Origin of the sequence: Actinomadura xylanilytica (genome assembly GCF_030283145.1) — a bacterium.
Lineage (GTDB): Bacteria > Actinomycetota > Actinomycetes > Streptosporangiales > Streptosporangiaceae > Spirillospora > Spirillospora xylanilytica.
The window spans coordinates 1-16,742 of record NZ_JASNWE010000011.1 but is presented as its reverse complement, the minus strand read 5'-3'; the positions used below and the strand labels follow the sequence as shown (position 1 = coordinate 16,742).

General features: G+C 73.2%; 20 protein-coding genes. 6 read left to right on the top strand and 14 right to left on the bottom strand.

What is annotated here, in order from left to right; genetic code table 11:
* The first annotated feature begins 249 nt into the window (after positions 1-249).
* Both QP090_RS37470 and QP090_RS37465 read left to right on the top strand, forming a co-directional pair.
* Positions 250-927, top strand: a complete 678-nt coding sequence (locus QP090_RS37470; RefSeq protein ID WP_285944584.1) for a nucleotide-binding protein — start codon at positions 250-252, stop codon at positions 925-927.
* Positions 924-1,220, top strand: coding sequence for a hypothetical protein (locus QP090_RS37465; RefSeq protein ID WP_285944583.1), 297 nt, complete (start codon positions 924-926; stop codon positions 1,218-1,220). Before QP090_RS37470 ends, QP090_RS37465 begins: the two co-directional genes overlap by 4 nt.
* A gap of 168 nt (positions 1,221-1,388) precedes the next feature.
* On the opposite strand, the gene QP090_RS37460 is transcribed toward QP090_RS37465, so the two are convergent.
* The 8 genes from QP090_RS37460 to QP090_RS37425 all read right to left on the bottom strand — a co-directional run bounded on the left by QP090_RS37460 (position 1,389) and on the right by QP090_RS37425 (position 8,245).
* Complete coding sequence (locus QP090_RS37460) at positions 1,389-1,547, bottom strand: hypothetical protein (RefSeq protein ID WP_285944581.1); 159 nt, start codon at positions 1,545-1,547, stop codon at positions 1,389-1,391.
* A gap of 258 nt (positions 1,548-1,805) precedes the next feature.
* Positions 1,806-4,091 carry a hypothetical protein gene (locus QP090_RS37455; protein WP_285944578.1) on the bottom strand — a complete coding sequence of 762 codons (2,286 nt, stop codon included), beginning with the start codon at positions 4,089-4,091 and terminating at the stop codon, positions 1,806-1,808.
* Positions 4,092-4,188: 97 nt separating this feature from the next.
* Positions 4,189-5,706 (bottom strand): hypothetical protein, encoded by a 1,518-nt coding sequence (locus tag QP090_RS37450; protein WP_285944576.1) that lies wholly within the window; start codon positions 5,704-5,706, stop codon positions 4,189-4,191.
* Positions 5,706-6,197, bottom strand: coding sequence for a Pycsar system effector family protein (locus tag QP090_RS37445; protein WP_285944574.1), 492 nt, complete (start codon positions 6,195-6,197; stop codon positions 5,706-5,708). The genes QP090_RS37450 and QP090_RS37445 overlap by 1 nt, the downstream gene beginning before the upstream one ends.
* On the bottom strand, positions 6,197-7,516 hold the full coding sequence (locus QP090_RS37440) for a hypothetical protein (protein ID WP_285944573.1): 1,320 nt from the start codon (positions 7,514-7,516) through the stop codon (positions 6,197-6,199). Before QP090_RS37440 ends, QP090_RS37445 begins: the two co-directional genes overlap by 1 nt.
* Positions 7,513-7,728 (bottom strand): hypothetical protein, encoded by a 216-nt coding sequence (locus QP090_RS37435; protein ID WP_285944572.1) that lies wholly within the window; start codon positions 7,726-7,728, stop codon positions 7,513-7,515. The genes QP090_RS37440 and QP090_RS37435 overlap by 4 nt, the downstream gene beginning before the upstream one ends.
* Positions 7,725-8,024, bottom strand: a complete 300-nt coding sequence (locus QP090_RS37430; RefSeq protein WP_285944570.1) for a hypothetical protein — start codon at positions 8,022-8,024, stop codon at positions 7,725-7,727. The genes QP090_RS37435 and QP090_RS37430 overlap by 4 nt, the downstream gene beginning before the upstream one ends.
* Positions 8,021-8,245: a hypothetical protein gene (locus tag QP090_RS37425; protein WP_285944568.1), complete on the bottom strand. Its 225-nt coding sequence runs from the start codon at positions 8,243-8,245 to the stop codon at positions 8,021-8,023. Before QP090_RS37425 ends, QP090_RS37430 begins: the two co-directional genes overlap by 4 nt.
* Positions 8,246-8,418: 173 nt before the next feature.
* Here QP090_RS37425 and QP090_RS37420 point away from each other — a divergent pair, with 173 nt between their 5' ends.
* From QP090_RS37420 to QP090_RS37405, 4 genes are all read left to right on the top strand, one after another.
* Entirely contained in the window at positions 8,419-9,204 is a 786-nt protein-coding gene (locus tag QP090_RS37420; protein WP_285944567.1) for a GntR family transcriptional regulator, read from the top strand.
* A 185-nt stretch (positions 9,205-9,389) separates the two neighbouring features.
* The gene (locus tag QP090_RS37415) at positions 9,390-10,670 is read left to right on the top strand and encodes a hypothetical protein (protein WP_285944565.1); all 1,281 of its coding nucleotides are present in this window, start codon (positions 9,390-9,392) and stop codon (positions 10,668-10,670) included.
* Between the two features lie 131 nt (positions 10,671-10,801).
* Positions 10,802-11,005, top strand: coding sequence for a hypothetical protein (locus QP090_RS37410; protein ID WP_285944564.1), 204 nt, complete (start codon positions 10,802-10,804; stop codon positions 11,003-11,005).
* A gap of 13 nt (positions 11,006-11,018) precedes the next feature.
* Positions 11,019-11,309 (top strand): hypothetical protein, encoded by a 291-nt coding sequence (locus QP090_RS37405; RefSeq protein ID WP_285944561.1) that lies wholly within the window; start codon positions 11,019-11,021, stop codon positions 11,307-11,309.
* A gap of 7 nt (positions 11,310-11,316) precedes the next feature.
* Here the strand turns inward: QP090_RS37405 and QP090_RS37400 are convergent, their stop codons facing one another.
* The 6 genes from QP090_RS37400 to QP090_RS37375 all read right to left on the bottom strand — a co-directional run bounded on the left by QP090_RS37400 (position 11,317) and on the right by QP090_RS37375 (position 16,526).
* Positions 11,317-11,619 (bottom strand): hypothetical protein, encoded by a 303-nt coding sequence (locus tag QP090_RS37400; protein WP_285944559.1) that lies wholly within the window; start codon positions 11,617-11,619, stop codon positions 11,317-11,319.
* A gap of 289 nt (positions 11,620-11,908) precedes the next feature.
* Positions 11,909-13,840 (bottom strand): hypothetical protein, encoded by a 1,932-nt coding sequence (locus tag QP090_RS37395; RefSeq protein WP_285944557.1) that lies wholly within the window; start codon positions 13,838-13,840, stop codon positions 11,909-11,911.
* Positions 13,837-14,397, bottom strand: a complete 561-nt coding sequence (locus tag QP090_RS37390) for a hypothetical protein (protein WP_285944556.1) — start codon at positions 14,395-14,397, stop codon at positions 13,837-13,839. The genes QP090_RS37395 and QP090_RS37390 overlap by 4 nt, the downstream gene beginning before the upstream one ends.
* Positions 14,390-14,785 carry a DUF4282 domain-containing protein gene (locus QP090_RS37385; protein WP_285944586.1) on the bottom strand — a complete coding sequence of 132 codons (396 nt, stop codon included), beginning with the start codon at positions 14,783-14,785 and terminating at the stop codon, positions 14,390-14,392. The genes QP090_RS37390 and QP090_RS37385 overlap by 8 nt, the downstream gene beginning before the upstream one ends.
* A gap of 189 nt (positions 14,786-14,974) precedes the next feature.
* Complete coding sequence (locus QP090_RS37380) at positions 14,975-15,223, bottom strand: hypothetical protein (RefSeq protein WP_285944554.1); 249 nt, start codon at positions 15,221-15,223, stop codon at positions 14,975-14,977.
* A 205-nt stretch (positions 15,224-15,428) separates the two neighbouring features.
* Positions 15,429-16,526, bottom strand: coding sequence for a hypothetical protein (locus QP090_RS37375; RefSeq protein ID WP_285944553.1), 1,098 nt, complete (start codon positions 16,524-16,526; stop codon positions 15,429-15,431).
* Between the last annotated feature and the right edge of the window lie 216 nt (positions 16,527-16,742).

Sequence of the window (16,742 nt, the reverse complement as noted above, 5' to 3'; positions counted from 1 at the left end):
GATTTGGGGCTCTGAGACCGTCTCTGACGGCCTATCTCGCCCCGCTCTATAGTGAGACATGGGTCAGAACGCGAAAGCGCCGTCCCGCGCGATGCGGGACGGCGCTACGTCGTGGGGGGGGGGTGCTCGCAGGCTCGGTTAGTCGTCGAGGAGACGCGGAGTTCCAGTTCGGCGCGCGTTGGCCGGATCCTGCCACCCCGCAGGTGTTGCAGTGTTGCAGTCGTGCAGTAGCTACGGCACAGTGCGTTCATGCCTCTGACCATTGCGTTTCTCAACTTGAAGCCCGGGACCGGGAAGACCACCAGCGCCGTGTGGCTCGCGCACGCCTTCCACGCGGCCGGGCGGTCGGTGCTGCTGGCCGACGCCGACCCGGCGGCTTCGGCGCTGGAGTGGTCCGACCTGCTCGCGGCCTCCGACAGCGACGACGACGACAGCGACCGGCCGCCCGCGAAGAAGCCCGGCGGCTTCGAGTTCCGGATCATCGGGATGGCCTCGCGGGAGTTGCACCGCCGCGTGCCCGAGATCGCCCGGCCCGATGACGTCGTCATCGTCGACGCCCCGCAGATGGAGGACCACGCGGGCATCGCCCGGTCGGCGATGCGGTTCGCGGACGAGCTGGTGATCCCGGTCGCCCCGCACGGCATCGAGATCAACCGGATGGCGCCGGTGCTGGAGGAGATTGCGGAGATGGAGGCCACGCGCGATCGGCCGGCCCGGGTGTCGGTGCTGCTGAACCGGGTGGTGAAGTCGAGCACGGTCCGGACCGAGACCCGGGAGGACCTGACCGAGGACGGCTACCAGGTGCTGGCCACCGAGATCCCCTTCGTCAACCGCTACAGCCAGTCGTTCGGGATGCCGGTCCGGTCCGCCGAAAGCAGCGAGTTCGCGGCCGTCGCGGCCGAGCTGGACGCGCGGGCAGGCCGATGAGCAACGAGCGCGAGGCCCGCCGCGAGGCCCGCCGCAAGGCCGCGCACCGCCGGGTGGAGCCGGACGCCGCCCCGGCCGGGGAGACCGCGCTGCGCTCCAAGCCCGTCCGCATCACCGTCGACCTGACGCCGGAGCTGTACCGCCGGCTGAACCGCTGGACGGCGGAGGCGGCCGAGGAGATCGACGTCGTCAAGGTCCCCCTCGCCGAGGTGATGCGGGCGTTCATCCGCGCCGCCGAGGACCCCCAGGTCCGCGGCCGTGTCCTCGCTGAACTGCGGAAACAGGGGCAGTAACGCAGTAACGCAGTCGTGCAGTAGCAAGACGAAGGGCCCTCCCGGATGTTCCGGGAGGGCCCTTCGGGGGTGGTCGTCAGCGGTTGTTGGCGCTCGGCTTGCAGTTTGGGCAGCGCCGGTTCTTGGGGCCGATCGTGCCGGTGCCGTTGCAGACCGGGCAAGTCGCCATCAGTGCTTCCCCCCGTGGGAGCACTTGCCGGTGCCGCCGCAGGCGCCGCACTTCCGGCCGCCGCCGGGGTGCGTGGTAGTGCCGCCGCACGACTGGCAGGCGCCGGAGCACCGGGTGATGATCTGGTCCGCGATGATCTGCGAGACGATGTTGTGCACGGGTTCCTCCTGGGTTGATCAGGTGGTGGATCCGAGGTCCCGTCGGTGGTCGCACACCGGCGGGGCCGTCTTGTTTTCGTCTCCCGCCCCCCGGGGGTTCCGGGGTGGCGGGGGGCGTTTGGGGGGGGAGGTTCCGGGGGCCCCCGGGGCCCCCAGGGAACGCGTTTGTGCAGGTGGTTGGGGGTGGGGCCCCCGGGGGCCCCCGGGCCTCGGTTTGGGGAGGTTGGGGGAGTCCCCCGGGGGACTCCCCCGGGGGACTCATTGGCCGGAGGCCGTGCGGGTCTGGCCGGCGGCGGCGGCGATGTCGTCGCGCCAGTAGCCGCGGCGGTTGAGGCCGCCGCGCTTGAACTTCTCGGCCGCCGGCGCGACGCCGTGGGGGCGCAGCGCGTCGGCGAGCGCGACCGCGTCGGCGAGGCCGAGCGCCTGCGCGAGGGTCTCCGAATGCATCCGGGTGTCGGCCGCCGCCTCGAACGCCTCCAGCGCGCGGGTCAGGATGTCGGGGACGGCGGTCAGCTCGGCGACGGCCGTGCCCGTCGCGGCGGGCACCGGAGCCGGGCCGGCGGCCGGCGCGGCCGGCTGGCCGGGAGTGGTGGGCGGCGGGGTGGGAGTGGTGCGTGCGGGGAACAGGTCGGGCCACTCGGCGCTCCCGGCCGGGACGGCCGCGGCGGGGGTGGCGGTGGTCATCGGGTCGGGCCAGGACTCGGCCGAGCCGGTCACCCGCGCGGCCGTGCGGCCACCGTTGAGCACGCGCAGCGTCGCGCCGAGCATCGGCGCGACCTGGTCGGCGGCGGTGCGGGTCTTGGTGTGGTCGACGGGCCGGGCCGGGGTGGCGGTCGCGCCGGCGGTCGGGAGTTCGGCGGGTTCTCCGGTGAACGCGGCGCGCATCCGGCCGTAGCGGCCCGCGTAGATGTCGGTCATGGTCTCGGGCCGGGTGCCCTTGGGGCCGAAGCGGATCTCGTGCTCGGCGTTGCCGACCTCGGCGGACGCCTCGTCCAGTTCGGGCCGGTACCCGGCGACCGCCACCGCCGCTTCCTGGATCTGCTCGGGCTCCAGGAACCACAGCTTCATCGGGGAGGGCGGGTCGGGCATCACGCCCAGGAACGCGGTGCCCTTGACCGGCAACTCGTCGGCGTTGAGGCCCTTGGGCCAGTCGTAGAGGTGGCCCATGTCGGCGGCGGACAGGCCGAACATGCCGACGCGGATCGCGGATTGGCCCAGCACGTCGGGGGACAGGCTGTTGGCGGTCGGGCGCAGGCTGGAGATCACGACGTTGAGCGCCTCGTTGCGGCCGATCCGCTGGAGTTCCTCGAGGCCGTCGCGGACCTGCATCGTGACCGGGTCGTTGTTGCGGGGCGAGAGCGCCTCGGCGCCCTCGTCGACGGAGATGACGATCTCGGGCAGCTCCGCGGAGACCGGCAGAAGTTTGGCGTTGGCCTGCGCCTTGAACGTCCTGTAGCTGCTCTTGCGGTCTTTGGCGATGGCCAGCGCGACCGTGACCATCAGCAGCGCCTCGTCCGGGGTGGAGGCGGCCCAGTCGATCGGCGGCCGGTCGGTCGCTCCCCGCAGCCACGGGTGCAGCCAGAACTGCGACATGCCGCCGCCGTTGAGGTCGATGTGCCAGTTCAGCGCGTCCACGCACCGCGTGATGCCCAGGGTGGTCACGTCCAAAAGGTTCGTCTTCCCGCCGCCCTTGCGGCCGGTCGCCAACATGCTGTCCTCGCGCAGCGACACCGAGGCGATGCTGGAGTCGCGGCGGACGCCCAGCTCGATCGGGTCCAGGATGCTGCGGGGCGAGTAGTCCGCCGGGTAGTGGATCTTGGGCGGGTGCTCGTCCCCACGCACCCCCAGCAGGTTGGTCGTGCTCACCGGGAGGAGGAACTCCCCGCGGTGGGCGCCGGTGATGGGCGGCTCGATCCCGCAGCCGTCGGGGAGCTGCGCGTCGGTCGCCAGCGCGTCCGAGGCCGCTGCGATCTGCGACCGGGTCGCCGGGCCGGGCGGCATCTGCCCGACCACGGTGTAGCCGGCGCCGTTGGGCCAGGCCCGCACGTCGGCGACGGTCACCGCGATCCGGCAGACCCGCTTGAACCGGGCCTCCCACTCGCCGGCCAGGCCGCCGCCCGGCCGGACCGCGACCTCGGTACCCGGCACCACCGCGCCCGCCGCGCTCTTGCGGATCCGGCCGAGCGGCGCCAGCACCCCGGCGCCGACCGCACCGACCGCCAGCGCGGCCAGCCCGTTGGGGTTCCACACCTCACCGGTCATCCACGCCCAACTGAGCCAGGCACCCGCGCCGGACCAGCAGCCCAGCCGGTACAGCAGCGCCGTCGGCGTCCCGTCGTGATGGCGGGTGGTGGTCAGCACGTGCCCGAGCGCGCCCGCCCCGGCGCCGGCCGCCGCCCACCACGGCGACACCCCCGCCATCTCGCCCAGCCCGCCGACCGCGACCAGGCCCATCCCGGTCTGCACCGTCGCGCTGACCGGACCGCGCGGCGCCAGCGACCAGTCCGCACGCCGGCCCTTGCTGCTGTTCTTGGTCTTGCTCACAACCGTCTCCCTGCGTCAGTTCGCGTTCGTGTGGCTGGTCTGCCGGTCTGTGGAGCGCACCCCGGGCCCCCGGCAAGGGGTGCGCTCGGACAGGCCGTCAGACGTTCCAGGCCCGCTCGTTCGTCCTGGGCGCCTCTTCCCGCGCCAGGTCGTTGGCGTGCAGCGTCCGGTACAGCGGCTCGATCTCCTGCGCCGCCACCGCGAGCTGGCCGAGGCCGACGTAGAGCTGGCCGATCTGCTCGACCACCTGCGGGTTGATCGGGTAGTCGCCCTCCAGGCGCTGCGTCCACGTCCGCAGCGCCAGGCCGACGTTGGCGAACACGTCCGGGAGCTGGCGCAGGTCGGTCCCGATGACCCACATGTTCTCCGGCGCGTACCCCGCCGCCGCCGTGTTGACTTCGGCCGCCGCTACCGCGATCGGGAATCCGGCATCCATGGCATACCTCCTGGTCGTGCTGCTGTTGGTGTGGGTGGAGCGGTCACGCACCGGGGAACCCGCCCGCTGGGCGGCCCCGCCGGGGCCGGCGGTGGCGCCGGCCCCGGAGTCCTTGTTCTCCTGCTGGTTCTCCTGGCCCTGCTCACCGGCGGCGGCCCGGGTGCGGGCGCGGCGGGTCCGCCACATCGTGAACAGCGCGATCACCGCGCCGATCAGGTGCGCGCCCAGCCGCACCCACCGGTTCGAGGACCGGCCACCGACCACCCCGGCCGCCGCGCTCCGCGCCGCGTTCCACCGGCGCATCCGGCCGCCCCACCGCGCCCGGCGCCCCTCGACGCCCTCCTCGGCCCCGGCCTTCCCGCCGCCCTTGGCGCCGGTCTTGCCACCGGATTTCCCGCTGGTCTTGCCGCTGGTCTTGGCCGCTCCCGCCGCCGTGGTGGCCGCCTGCGCAGCGCGCGCCGCGCGCCGCCCGGCCCTCGTCTCCCGCACCTTCCCGGCCGCCTTCCCCGTCGCCGAACGGGCCGCCGTCCGAGCCGCGGTCTGAGCGGACCTGGCCGCCCCCCGCGCACCCGCGCCGACCCCACCCGAACCAGTGCCGGCCTTGGCCCCGCCGGGCCAGACCCTCTTTCCCGAGCCGCCGCCAGCGCCGTTCCCGCCGGCCCCGCGCCCGCCCGCCCGGCCACCCGACCGGCCCTTGCCGCCACCGGTCCGGCCTGCGCCGCCACCGAACTTGCCCAGGCCAGGCATCCGCGAGGACGACCGGCCGGCCGCGCGGCCCTTACCGCCCAGCACCCCGCCGCCACCGCCACCGGTGACCCGGCGGGTGGCCGAGACGATCCGCGACCCGGTCGACCCGGTCCCGGCCGAACCGCTGCTCTTGCGGAACTTGCGGCCCACGTACAGGACCGCGCCGCCCGCGGCGACCAGACCCACGGCAGCGGCCCCGACCACCCCGACGGTCTGCCAGAGCATCGCCCCGGTGATCGTCAGCCCGCTCATGCCGCCCAGAACCCACTGACCAGCCGGGGCGCCACGCTCGCCCTCGTCCTGGCCCTCGTCCTCACGCTCGCCCCGGGGGGCGTCCTGCGGGTGCTCCTGGACACGCTCCCCGCCGTCCGGCGGCGGGGTGGTCTGCGGGGCCCCGCCCTGCTGCTGGTCGTCCTCGAACGCGGCGGTCATCAGGCCACCGCCCCGACGATCAGCGCGACCGCGATCAGCGCGACCGCCACGGCCAGCAGATCCACCGCGATCCGCAGCAGGCGCTGTTTGCGCTGCACCAGGACCGACAGCACATGCAGATCGGCCGGGGCCAGCCAGCCCACGGCCAGGCTGCGGCCGTCCTCGGGCCCCAGGTGGCCGACGGTGAACAGCCGCTCGATCTGCTCGACCGACAGGCCCGCCCAGAGGTTGAAACCGCCGCGGCCGAGCCGGGGCCGCAGGATCCCGGCCAGCAGCACGACCGCCGCCGCCGCCAGCGCCAGGCCCGCCGCCGCCAGCATCACCCGCACCGGCGCCGGCCCCCGCGAGATCTGACTCGTCAGGACCGCCAGACCCGCGCCCGAGATCGCCACCAGCGTGGACACCTTGCCGTCCAGGCGCGTCATCTCCTGGCGAACCGCGCCCAGCTCGTCGGCCAGAACCGACCGCGTCGCCTCCGTCGCCTCCGCCATCACCGGTCACCCCCGCGCAGTGCACGGCGGTGCCGCTTGACGGTCTCGGGACTGATCTCCAGTGCCCGCGCCACCTCAGCCCGGGTCGCATCGGGGTGGTCGGCGTAGTAGGCAGCGACCCGGCCCTGCGTGCTGGCTCCGACCGCGCGCCGGGCCTCGATCGCCGGAAGCACCCGGCTCTGCCGGTCGCCGTCGATGTGACCCCCCGTACGACCCGCAGCCCGCTCGATGTGACCCCCCGGACCCGTCTCGGCAGCTCCCACGGTGTGACCCCCCTCCGGGGTAGTGGCGGGCGGGTCCGCCGCCGCGCCCTGCGGACCGCCGTCAAGAGGCGCCGGCGCCGTGGTCGGCGCCCCGCCCTCCTGCGGCGGCTCCTGCTCGGCCAGCCACGCCTCGATCCCCTCGGCGGCCCCCCGCGTCTGCGCCTCGATCCACGCCTCGCCGTCCGCGCCAGCGGCCGGCGCCTCGATCTCCGACCGCTCGACCCGCACCCCGTCCTCGTCCTCCTGGACGACTTCGGCGACGGTCCGGCGCTCAGGCTGGACGGCGGCGAACAGGTCCTCACCCATCGCCACCGTGCGCAGCTCGTCCTCGTCGGCCCCGTCGACCTGCGTCGCGCGGGACTGCATCGCGGCCGCCGAGCGGTCCGCGATGACGCAGGCCAGCACAGCGAACGCTGCCGCGCTGATCGCGCAGAACGCGCCAACGGCGTTGAGTGTGAGGAGGTTGCAGCCCACGCTCACCAGCAGCGGCACCACCATCAGCGCCCACAGCACCCGCGACTGCCAGCTCCCACGCTCGACCGAGCCGCCGTGCTCGGCCAGGTGCGCCCGGTAGGTGATCGCCGCCGTTGCCAGGCCCGTCAGCCCGACCTCGGCGATCAGGCCGGACCCGCGCGGCGCGTGCAACACCTGCGCGGTCGCCTCCACACCCAGCGCCGACCCGGCCGCCAGCACCAGCGAAGCCGCCAGCGTCAACCGCGAGTAGACGCGCTTGCCGGTGTGCAGCGCCAACACCGACCTCGCCGGGTTGGCAGCCTGCCGCGCGAGCTGAATCGCCTCCAGCGTCCGCTCGGCGTCCTCGGCCCGGCGGTCCGTCACCCGGTGCCGCCGCAGGCGCCGCGTGTGCTCGGCGTCCAGCGCCCGGGTCTGCTGCTCGTCCCGCAGCCCGTCCGCGTGCGAACGGACTGCCGGGTTGGTGCGCGGGTCGCTCAGCCGGTCCTGACCGGCTATCCCCGCCAGCGCCGCCGCCTGCGCGGCCTGCTGCTCCACCTCCGCCACCACGCCCAACTCGGCGGTGGCCGTCTTCTTGCGCTTCACAGCGCACCGCCGAGCGCGTCCGGCCGGACGTCGAAGCACAGCACCGTCGCGCGCTCGAACCCGAGCCCGGCCTCGGCGCGCAGGTAGTCGTAGACCTCGCTCACGGTCGCGCCCGCGCTCACGGTGATCGTGCGGCGCACCGTGGTCCGCTTCTCGCCCCCAGGGGTCGACGCGGACAACGTCATCACCGCGTGGAACCGGGTGGTGCTCATCGGTGGCCGCCCTTCCACAGCCGCGCCAGGGAGGCGTCGCACACCGGGCACGGCTCGTCCCAGTGGGCGGTGCCGTCGCACGGCGGGTCCCACCGGTCGGATCCGCGGAGGCGGATCAGGGCGTAGACCAGACTCGCCAGCGCCAGCCGCGACGGCCACATCGCGCCGGTGACGAAGCCCGCGACGACCATCAGCGCGACCATCACGATCATCGGGTGCGGCAGCGTCCGCCACACCGCCCGCACCCGCGGCCGGTCCGGCAGCTCAACAACCCGTTCGTTCTGGGACTCGTTCATGCCGCCACCGCCGCGTCCAGCTCGGCGAACTCGGCCAGCAGCTCCTCGAGGATGTCGACGGCCGCCGCCCGGCGCCCCGCCGCCTCGGCGAACGACTCGCCGCTCAACAGCGCCGGCTCCCACAGCTCCGGCTCGGTGTGCTCCATGACGTACGCCAGCGGCGCCACGTCCAGACGCCTGACTCCACCCTCCAGGGCGAGAGGCGAGATGATGTGTGCCATCGGGCCAGCTCCTTCCGCGAGCTTGGTCTGATCGTGGCCCCGGTGGTGACACACCGGGGCCATCGCTGTCCCGTTACTGTCTCAGTTTCTGTACCGGGACTGTTCGTAACGGAGCCATCATGCACACACTCTCGGACTGTCGTCAACAGTCCCGGTACTGTATGGTTCGATCTATGAGCGCTAAGTACCGAGACATCGCCGATGACCTGCGGCGACGGATAGACCAAGGCGAATGGCTGCCTGGTACGACGCTGCCCGACTATGCACACCTGGTACAGGAATATGGAGTGGGACGGGGAGTCATCGGCAGCGCCCTTGAGATCCTGAAAGCTGACGGCCTGGTCTCCGTCGTGAAGCGGCGCGGCATCACCGTGCGTGAACGGGGCAACCGGCGGCGTCTCAAACGGGGCACCCTGGTGACCCGCGATCCTGGTCGTGGCTACGTAATGCCTGCCGCCAGGCCAGACGAACCGTGGCAGGTCCACGGCCGACCCAACAGGGAAACCCGCCCCATCCCTGCACGTCCGGCGGAGCTGCTGTGTGTGGAAGCAGGCACAGAAACTCTCGTTCGACGCCGGGTCACCTCACCCACAGGTGAGCCCCCGTTTCAGCTTGTGGACACATGGATCCACCCACAGGGCGTCGCGGACGCCCCTCGTGTCGCCGAGCGCGACACCGGTCAAGGTGGATACCTCGACAGACTCGAAGAAGCCGGCCACGGCCCCATCACCTGGACGGAGTACATGCGGGTCCGTATGCCGACGTCTGAGGAGGCCCGGCACGTTGACATGCCGGACGCCATGCCGGTGCTGGAGCTGGCTCGTGTAGGCACTTCCGCCCGTACAAACACGCCGATAGAGGTCACCATCTGCGTGATTCCGGCGGACCGCGTGGAAGTCGCGACCGAACTTCGCCGCGCCCGATCCGCCCAGTGGCCACGTGATCCCGCAGCGTCGTAGCGCGGGGTACGGTCCCCCAGAAAAGCAGAGGCCGGGAGCGCCAACTCCCGGCCTCATCACAGTCTCTTCCGCCTGCAAGCAAGAAGGACGTATGCCATGAGAGTACCCACTCGGGCCGCCCGTGCCACCATCGCGCCGGGCGGGGGTGTGTGATGAGCAGTAGTGCGTTCCCTGTCCTCTGGGCGATGAAGCACGCGCCTGTGGCGGACGCGATGGAGCGTCTGATCCTGATCGCGATGGCAGACGCAGCCGACAGCGACGGCTGCAACTCGTACCGGGCGTATCGCACTCACATGCTGATCGCGAAGGACGTCAGCGAGAGCACGATCCGCCGTCATCAGCGAGCGATGCAGGCTCGTGGCCTGATCCGCCCTGACACGACTCCGCCGCCTGGCCGGTACCTGAAGATCCCGAAGAACCGGCGTCCGCCGCGGTGGGAGATCTGCATCCCCTACTCGTGGTGGTCCGATGACCAGCGCGCAGAGATCCAGCGCGAGCGGGACGACCACGGGCTTCCGCCGCTCACCCCAGAGTCCCGTCCTCAGCTACTCCCCGCGCCCCCCAAAAGGACTCGCTCCGACAAGGGCAAGCCGAACCCCAACCGCCGCCGCAAGGCCGCGCGGGGGGGGGATGCTGACCAGCGGGAAGAAGCCAGGGGTGTTTCTGTGACACCCCAGGAACCGGAGCTCAGGGGTGTCACAGAGACAGCCCCAGGGGTGTCACAGAGACAGCCCCAGGGGTGTCTTGAAGACACCCAACCTTCCTTTGTTGACCTTCCTGGAGAACCTTCCTCCTCCTCCTCTCCGTCCGTACCTGCGGCGTGCGCGCGCGAGCAACAGGAGGAGGAGGAAGTGGCTGACGCCGGAAAAACCACCACCGTTGCGGACGCATTGGCTGTGGTGGATGCGGCAGCAGCCACATGGGGTGGCAGGCACTCGCTCCCGACCGCTCAGGAGCGCCTGAGGCTGGCCGAGAGGGTCAGGGGCGCCATGATCAAGGGTGCTACCCGGGTCGGTGTCCACACGGCACTCACGCGGGATCTTGGGCGCGTGGATTCCGCCGTGGCGGTGGTGATGTTCCGGACGGGTGCGGACGGGTGGGCAGAGATGCCCACGCAGGCGCCGGCGATGAGCACCAGCACGACGCAGTTGCCGCCCAAGTGCGACGACTGCGACAGCCAGCGGCAGATCGAGTTGCTCACCGGCGCGGTGATGCGGTGCCCGACCTGCCACCCGCTCGCCCAGGGCGCGGACGAGACGGTCAGGGACGAGGCGATTCGGTGCAACCGGTGCCGCGGCGAGTTGTTCGCCGCGGGCGGTCGGTGCCCGGTCTGCGACGCCGAAGAGCCGATGGACGAGCGCGAGCGCGAGCAACTCGCGGCCGTGTTGACCAGGTTTGCCGTCGTGCCCGACGGCGAGCGGGACGTCGCCGGTCGCCTTCCGCTCCGCAAGGGCGCTGCGGGCTGAAGTGCCTCACCGCCGCCCATCCTTACGACGTAAGGATGGGCGGCGGTGCGCCACATCCCGGATCCGCCCGGACTTCCGGGCCGACAGGTCACAATGGGGCCGGTGCCCCACAAACAGGAGGAGGAGCGGCGATGACTGCGATTCGGCGGCGGGCTGATCCGATGGTGCGGACGCGGTGGGCTCTGGTGACGGCGGGCACGGTGGCCTTGCTGGTGACCGCGTTCGTGGCGTCCGATGTGACGGTCCGGTTCACCGCCGGTATGGCGTGGGCGATCGGCATGATCATCCTCGGGATCTCCGAGGTCATCATCGTCCGGACACGCAAGGACAAGTGACCACCCAGTGCTGATGTTGGATGAGGTGAAGGCCGCCGCCGGCCTGGCGCTGGCGGCGGCACCGAATCAGGGTCCGGACACGGACGGCCTGGCCACGTGGCTACGAGGAATTTTCGGGCCGATTTTCCTGGTCGTCATCGGGATCATCGCGCTGTTTTTCCTGTTCACCCGTGAGATCACGCGGTTCGTCCAGTTCTTGGTGCTCAGCGTCGCGATCGCGGTTATTTTCTACTACCCCGGCGTGATCACGACGATTGCCGAGGGTGTGGTGCAGGCACTGGGGTTGGACACCAAGCGCGGTTGACCGGCCTTCAGGCGCGTGCGTTGAGCACGGTCAGGGTGAGGACTGCCAGGGTGGCCGCGCCGAGCGCGATCGTGTCGGCGCGGCGCACCAGGCCGCCGAGGATCGTCATGGTGGGGCTCGGCCCGACCCTGACCCGGTAGCCGCCGCGCCCGCCGCGTCGGCCGCGACCCCCTCTGCGCAGCAGCCCGCCGCCGCCCATGAGTTTTGGGAACCCGATCACGATCGCGAGCACGATCACCACCACGGCGACGATGCTCCAGCCCTGATCCCCCAGATGGATCGTCATCGTGCTGTCTCCGGCGTGGTCCATCCGATCATCATGACGCGTCCTCACCGCGGTGGGGGAGGGGGTCTTCCGCGCCGGTTTTCGGGCCGCTCGCGGTCCGTCAGGACCGGTTGGAAGCCGAAGGGGACAAGGGGGAAGGGATGCGGGGAGTGAGGATGGATCGGGGAAAATTGGTGCAGGCGGTTGAGCGAACCGCCTGCTAAGATCGCCCGGGTCGCCGAAGGCGACCCGGGCGTAGCGGGTCGACTCCCTGGTCCCCGCACCTGCGCTCACCGGCCGTGACCATCCCGGCCTCGCGGTTTCTCCCCTTGGCTCAGTCTCGTCGCCGTCGGCGACGGTGGGCGTAGGGGTCGGTCGGGTCGTACGCCGGCGCCGCCCCGTCGACGTAGTCGGCGTAGTTCCGCAGGATCTCCTCGACCTGGTAGATCGGACGCTGCTGCTGTCCACCGCCCGTCTCATCCGGCGGTGGAGGCGGCGGTGGAGGCGGCGGCGGGGGCTTGCTCCGGCCCGTCCGGCGGCCGGTTCGCCCGCTCTGCTGGTCGTCGTCCGGCGGCGGTCCGCTCCCCCGGTCGTGCTCTCGCTGGCGTTCCTGGCGCCGGCCGCCGCGGCCTCGTTCGCCGCTCCCGGCCTGGTCGCCGCTCTCGGCTTGCTCGGCGCCGCCGCCCTGGTCGCCCTGGTTGTCGTGGTCGGCGTTGTCCGGCTCGTCGGCGTGGCCGTGGGTGTCGCGTGGTGGGTAGAGCGGTTCCACGCTCGGGTCGTCGGCAGGGATGGGCAGCCATGGGGCCTGGATGGGGCGCCAGAGGCCGCTCATCCAGGTGAGGGCGCGGCCGGGGATCGGCGCGACGCCGAGTGCCCGGTGCCAGTCGCCGGAGATGTCGAAGGCCATCTTGGCGCCGGCGCCCGACAGCGGCCCGAACGTGACCCTGTCGACGAGCTGGTCGCGCAGCGCGCCCGGGACGGCGTCTTTGGCGTCCGGCCGTTGGGTGAGAACCCACAGGATCACCCCGGCCTCGAGGGCCTGGCGCGCGAGGGTGCCCAGGGTGTCGGCCAGGTCCGGGCACGCCATCAGCACCTGCTGGATCTCGTCCAGGATCAGTAGCGCGCGGGGGTGGGACGGGGGGTGGGTGGACCGCCCGGACCGCCAGGCCAGGGTTTCGGCGTAGCGGTCGGCGACGGCCGGGGCGACCTGGTCCACGATGACCTGCCGCCACTCGTCGGGGGAGTGCGCGACGGCGTGAACGCCCCGCCGGCCGATGAGCGGCGCCAGCGACCCGGACCCCTTGCCGTCCACGGCCCACACCCCGCCGGGGAAGACGCCGTGGGTCAGGCCGTCGACGACCCAGGCCCGCACGCCGGACGACTTGCCGTGCTGCGTCGCGCCGACCGCCAGGAGATGACTCTCGGGCCGGTAGACCGCGACCGGGACGCCGTCCAGCTCAGCGTCGGCCAGGTCGGGCGTGGTCTGCCCGATCACGATCCCCGCGGCCTGGCCCCAGTCGCGCGCGGCCAGCCGGCGCGGCAGCGAGGCCACCCGCGCGACTTCCAGGCGGGTGCGGACGTGGTCCCAGGTGGTCATGTAGTCCGGCCGGCGGATCGCCTCAGCCGGGGTGCGCGGCGGCGGGCCGCACAGCTCCCACACCATCCGCTCGACCAGGTCGTCGCGGCGGCCGTCGCGGTGCGCGTCCCACGCGGCCGGATAGGTGATGTAGGCCCGGTCCAGACGGCTCAGCGTCCAGCCAGACCACAGCGCCCGCCCGACCTGGACGTCTTCGTCGCCGGCGACGGCACGGGCACCGATCCGCAGCCGGGCCAGCAGCCGGGCCCGGCTGCGGATCGGGATCGTGACCACGGCCAGGACGACCAGGACGGCCAGCACAGCGGCCACCAGGACCAGCGCGTCGCCCGGGTGGTCGGACGCCGTCGCGGCGGGGATCAGCGCGGCGGCGGCGGCGTAGAGGGTCAGCCAGCGCCGCGCCGATGCCCACGCGGCGGCCCGGCGATCGTCTTCGGGGAGCGCCGCGCGGCGCCAGGTCCGCCACGCGCCCAGACCGGCGCCGACCGGCATCACCGCGGCCGCGGCGCCGGCGGTGCTCGGGTCGGGAGCGCCGCGCGCCACCCAGACCACCACCGCCGCCACCACCGCGAGCAGCCACCCCCAGTACGCGCCGTCCACGGCCGCGTGCCGAACCTCGCGCGCCACCGGGTTGCGCTCGGCGGCATCGGCCAGCCGTACCCACGCCCTCACGAGACGGCCTTGCGCGCCAGCAGCTCGGCGGCGGCGGCGCCGGCCACGTCGTACGCGGCGCGCTCATGGTCGCGCTCACCCTGCCGCGCTTCGGACGGCCCCCACGAGTCGGGGCGGCCCCCGACGGCGCCTTTGGCCGGCCAGAGCGCGGGCGGGTAGTGCTCGACGATCGGCCGGGCCCGGCCGTGCCCGTCCGGGCGGACCAGCACCGTGCGGGGGTCATAGCCCAGCACCGCGGCCAGCACCTGGCGGGGGAGCAGCCAGTCGGCCAGCGCGATGCGGCGCCCGCCCGGCGGGACCACCACCTCACACGCCAGGAACACCCGGCCCCCGCCCGGCGCCAGGGCCATCGTCGCCTCGATCTGGTCGGTGACCCGCGCCATGTACCGGGCCCACGCCGTCAGGTCGTGGATGTTGTCGAGGGCGGCCGGCGCCGGGTCCCCGGCCGCGTCCCGCGGCCCGAGCGTCCACCCGTGCAGCGCCTCCCGCCCGACCCGCAGAACTCCCGCCGTCCACCGTCGCCCCGGGTCGATCCCCAGGACCGCGACCTCAGCCATGCCAGCTCCCCCCGCTCCCATCAGGGGGATCACCCAACCGCGCGGGCGGCGGCCGGTCAACGGCGTAGATCGGCGGCGGCCGGTAACGGATCAGCACCGCCTCGCACGCGACCCGGACGACCAGCAGCGCCACGAACCCGATGACGGGCGCCGCCAGCAGCATCATCACCCCCCACAACCACCCGTTACGCCAGCTCAGCACCCACCAGGCCATCAGCAGCCACCACAGCGTGATCACGGTGATCCCGGCCAGGCACCCCCGATAGATCCAGGTGATGACCATCGGCGTCACCAGCGTGGTGAACCGGGTATCCAGCACGGCCATGAGCAGGCCGGGCGGCCGGGCCGGCGGCGGCGGCGGTGCGGGCGGCGGTTGCGGCGGCAGCATGGGCACGGGCGGCTCCCCAGGTTCTCGGATGATCGCCCATTGTCCACAGAACGTCGTTCGCCTACCGCCCGGCCGGAGCCGTCGCCACCGTGGACGGTATGACCACCGCATCGCGCAGCCAGACCATCGTGCTCATGCTCGGCGCCGAACTGGCGCGTCTCGCCCGCGCGCTGGCCACGACAACACGGCTCAGGTGTAGATCCACCCCTGGTAGCGCCAGATGTTCGCGGGCGCCGGCTCGGGACCGGGCTCGTACACCGCGCGGGCGACGCACCCGTCCGGGACGTCGTCGGGCCACGGCCCGTCCACGATCACCCAGGTGCCCAGCCGCTCGCGCGGCCCGTCCAGGTCCGCCGCGCTCATCAGGTCCTGGCGGTGCCCGTCCCACGGGCCACCCACCAGCTCCACCATCACCCGGTCCCCAGCGGTGTCCGTCATGTCGTCCACGCTGTCACCAGCGGGCCGGGGGCGCCCCGAAAACCTGCCGCAAAGCGGGAGCAGTCCCGCCGGCGCCCCCGAACGGGGTGGTCCCGCGACTACATGTCAATGGCAATTACCATGCCCTCCCGGCCCCCGACCAGGGCGTTTCCGGCCCGGACGGCGAGAAGCCGGAGCGGGGCGGGCTTGCCCGCCCCGCTCGGGCTCATCGGCCGGAGGTACCGCCGCGGCGGGCGGCGGCCAGCTCCGCGCGCGCCTGCTCCAGCGCGGTCTCGGCGCCCGCGGCGCGCTGCTCGGCGCGGTCGCCGGTGGCCTCGGCCCGCTGCGCGCGGGCGGCCTGGTCGGTGGCGCGCTGCTGCTCGGCCGCCGCGCGGGCGGTCGCGGCGGCCAGCTCCGCGCGCACCTCGGCCAGCTCCGCGCGGACCGCGTCGCCCAGCTCGCGTTCCTCGGCCGCGCGTTGCTCGGCGGCCTCGGCGCGGCGGGCGGCCTCGGCGACCTCGGCGCGGGCCTGTTCGGCGGCGGTCTCGGCGGCCGCCGCACGGGCCTGGTCGGCGGCTGCGGCGGCCTCGGCTGCGGCGGCGGCCCGGTCGGCGGCCGCAGCCGTCTTGTTCGCCGTCTTCGCTTCGGCGCGCAGCTCCTTGTTGCTCGCGGCAAGCTCGGCGGCGCGGTCGCGGGCGGCGTCGCGGTCGGTGCGGGCGTGGGCCTCGGCCGTCTGCGCGCCGGCGGCGCGGGCCTCGGCGGCGGACGCGGCCTCCTTGGCTTCCACGACGCGGCCCCATGCGACCGCCGTCTGCTGTTCGGCGTCGGTCTCGGCGTCCCGGGCGCGACGTTCGGCGGTCCGCTGGGCCTCGGCGGCCTGCCCGGCCGCGGCGCGGTCGGCGGCGGCCTGGCGGACGGCCTGGTCCCGTTCGGTCTCGGCCTGCTGGCGGGCGGCGGCGGCCTCGGCGGCCAGCCGCTCGGCCTCGCCCACCCGCTCGCCCACCGCGGCCAGCACGTGCTCGCCGGCGGCGGCGCGGTCGGCCAGGACCCGCGTCAGGTCGCCGATCGCGCCCAGCACCGGGTCCCCGGTCGCGGCGTAGGCCGCCACCACCTCGCCCAGGCCCGACCGTCGGGCCGCGGCGCGCTCCTCGGCCGCCAGCGCCTTGCAGGTCCGGCCGCCCTTGCCCGGCCAGTGGCGGTCGGGCGGGCCGCAGTACTCACGCGGCCGGCCCGCGCCGGTGTAGGCCACCCGCCGGTCGCACTCGCTGTACCCGCACGGCCGCGTGGGCGGCTCGGGCGCGTTCGCTTCGTTCGTCTCCGTCATGGCCTCATCCTAGCACTTTCGTTTCGCAAAAGTCGAAAGTATTTTGGACTTATCAAAAGTCGAAAGTATTAGATCTTGGATTCATGATCGCGGGATTTGGGGCTCTGAGACCGTCTCTGACGGCCTATCTCGCCCCGCTCTATAGTGAGACATGGGTCAGAACGCGAAAGCGCCGTCCCGCGCGATGCGGGACGGCGCTACGTCGTGGGGGGGGGG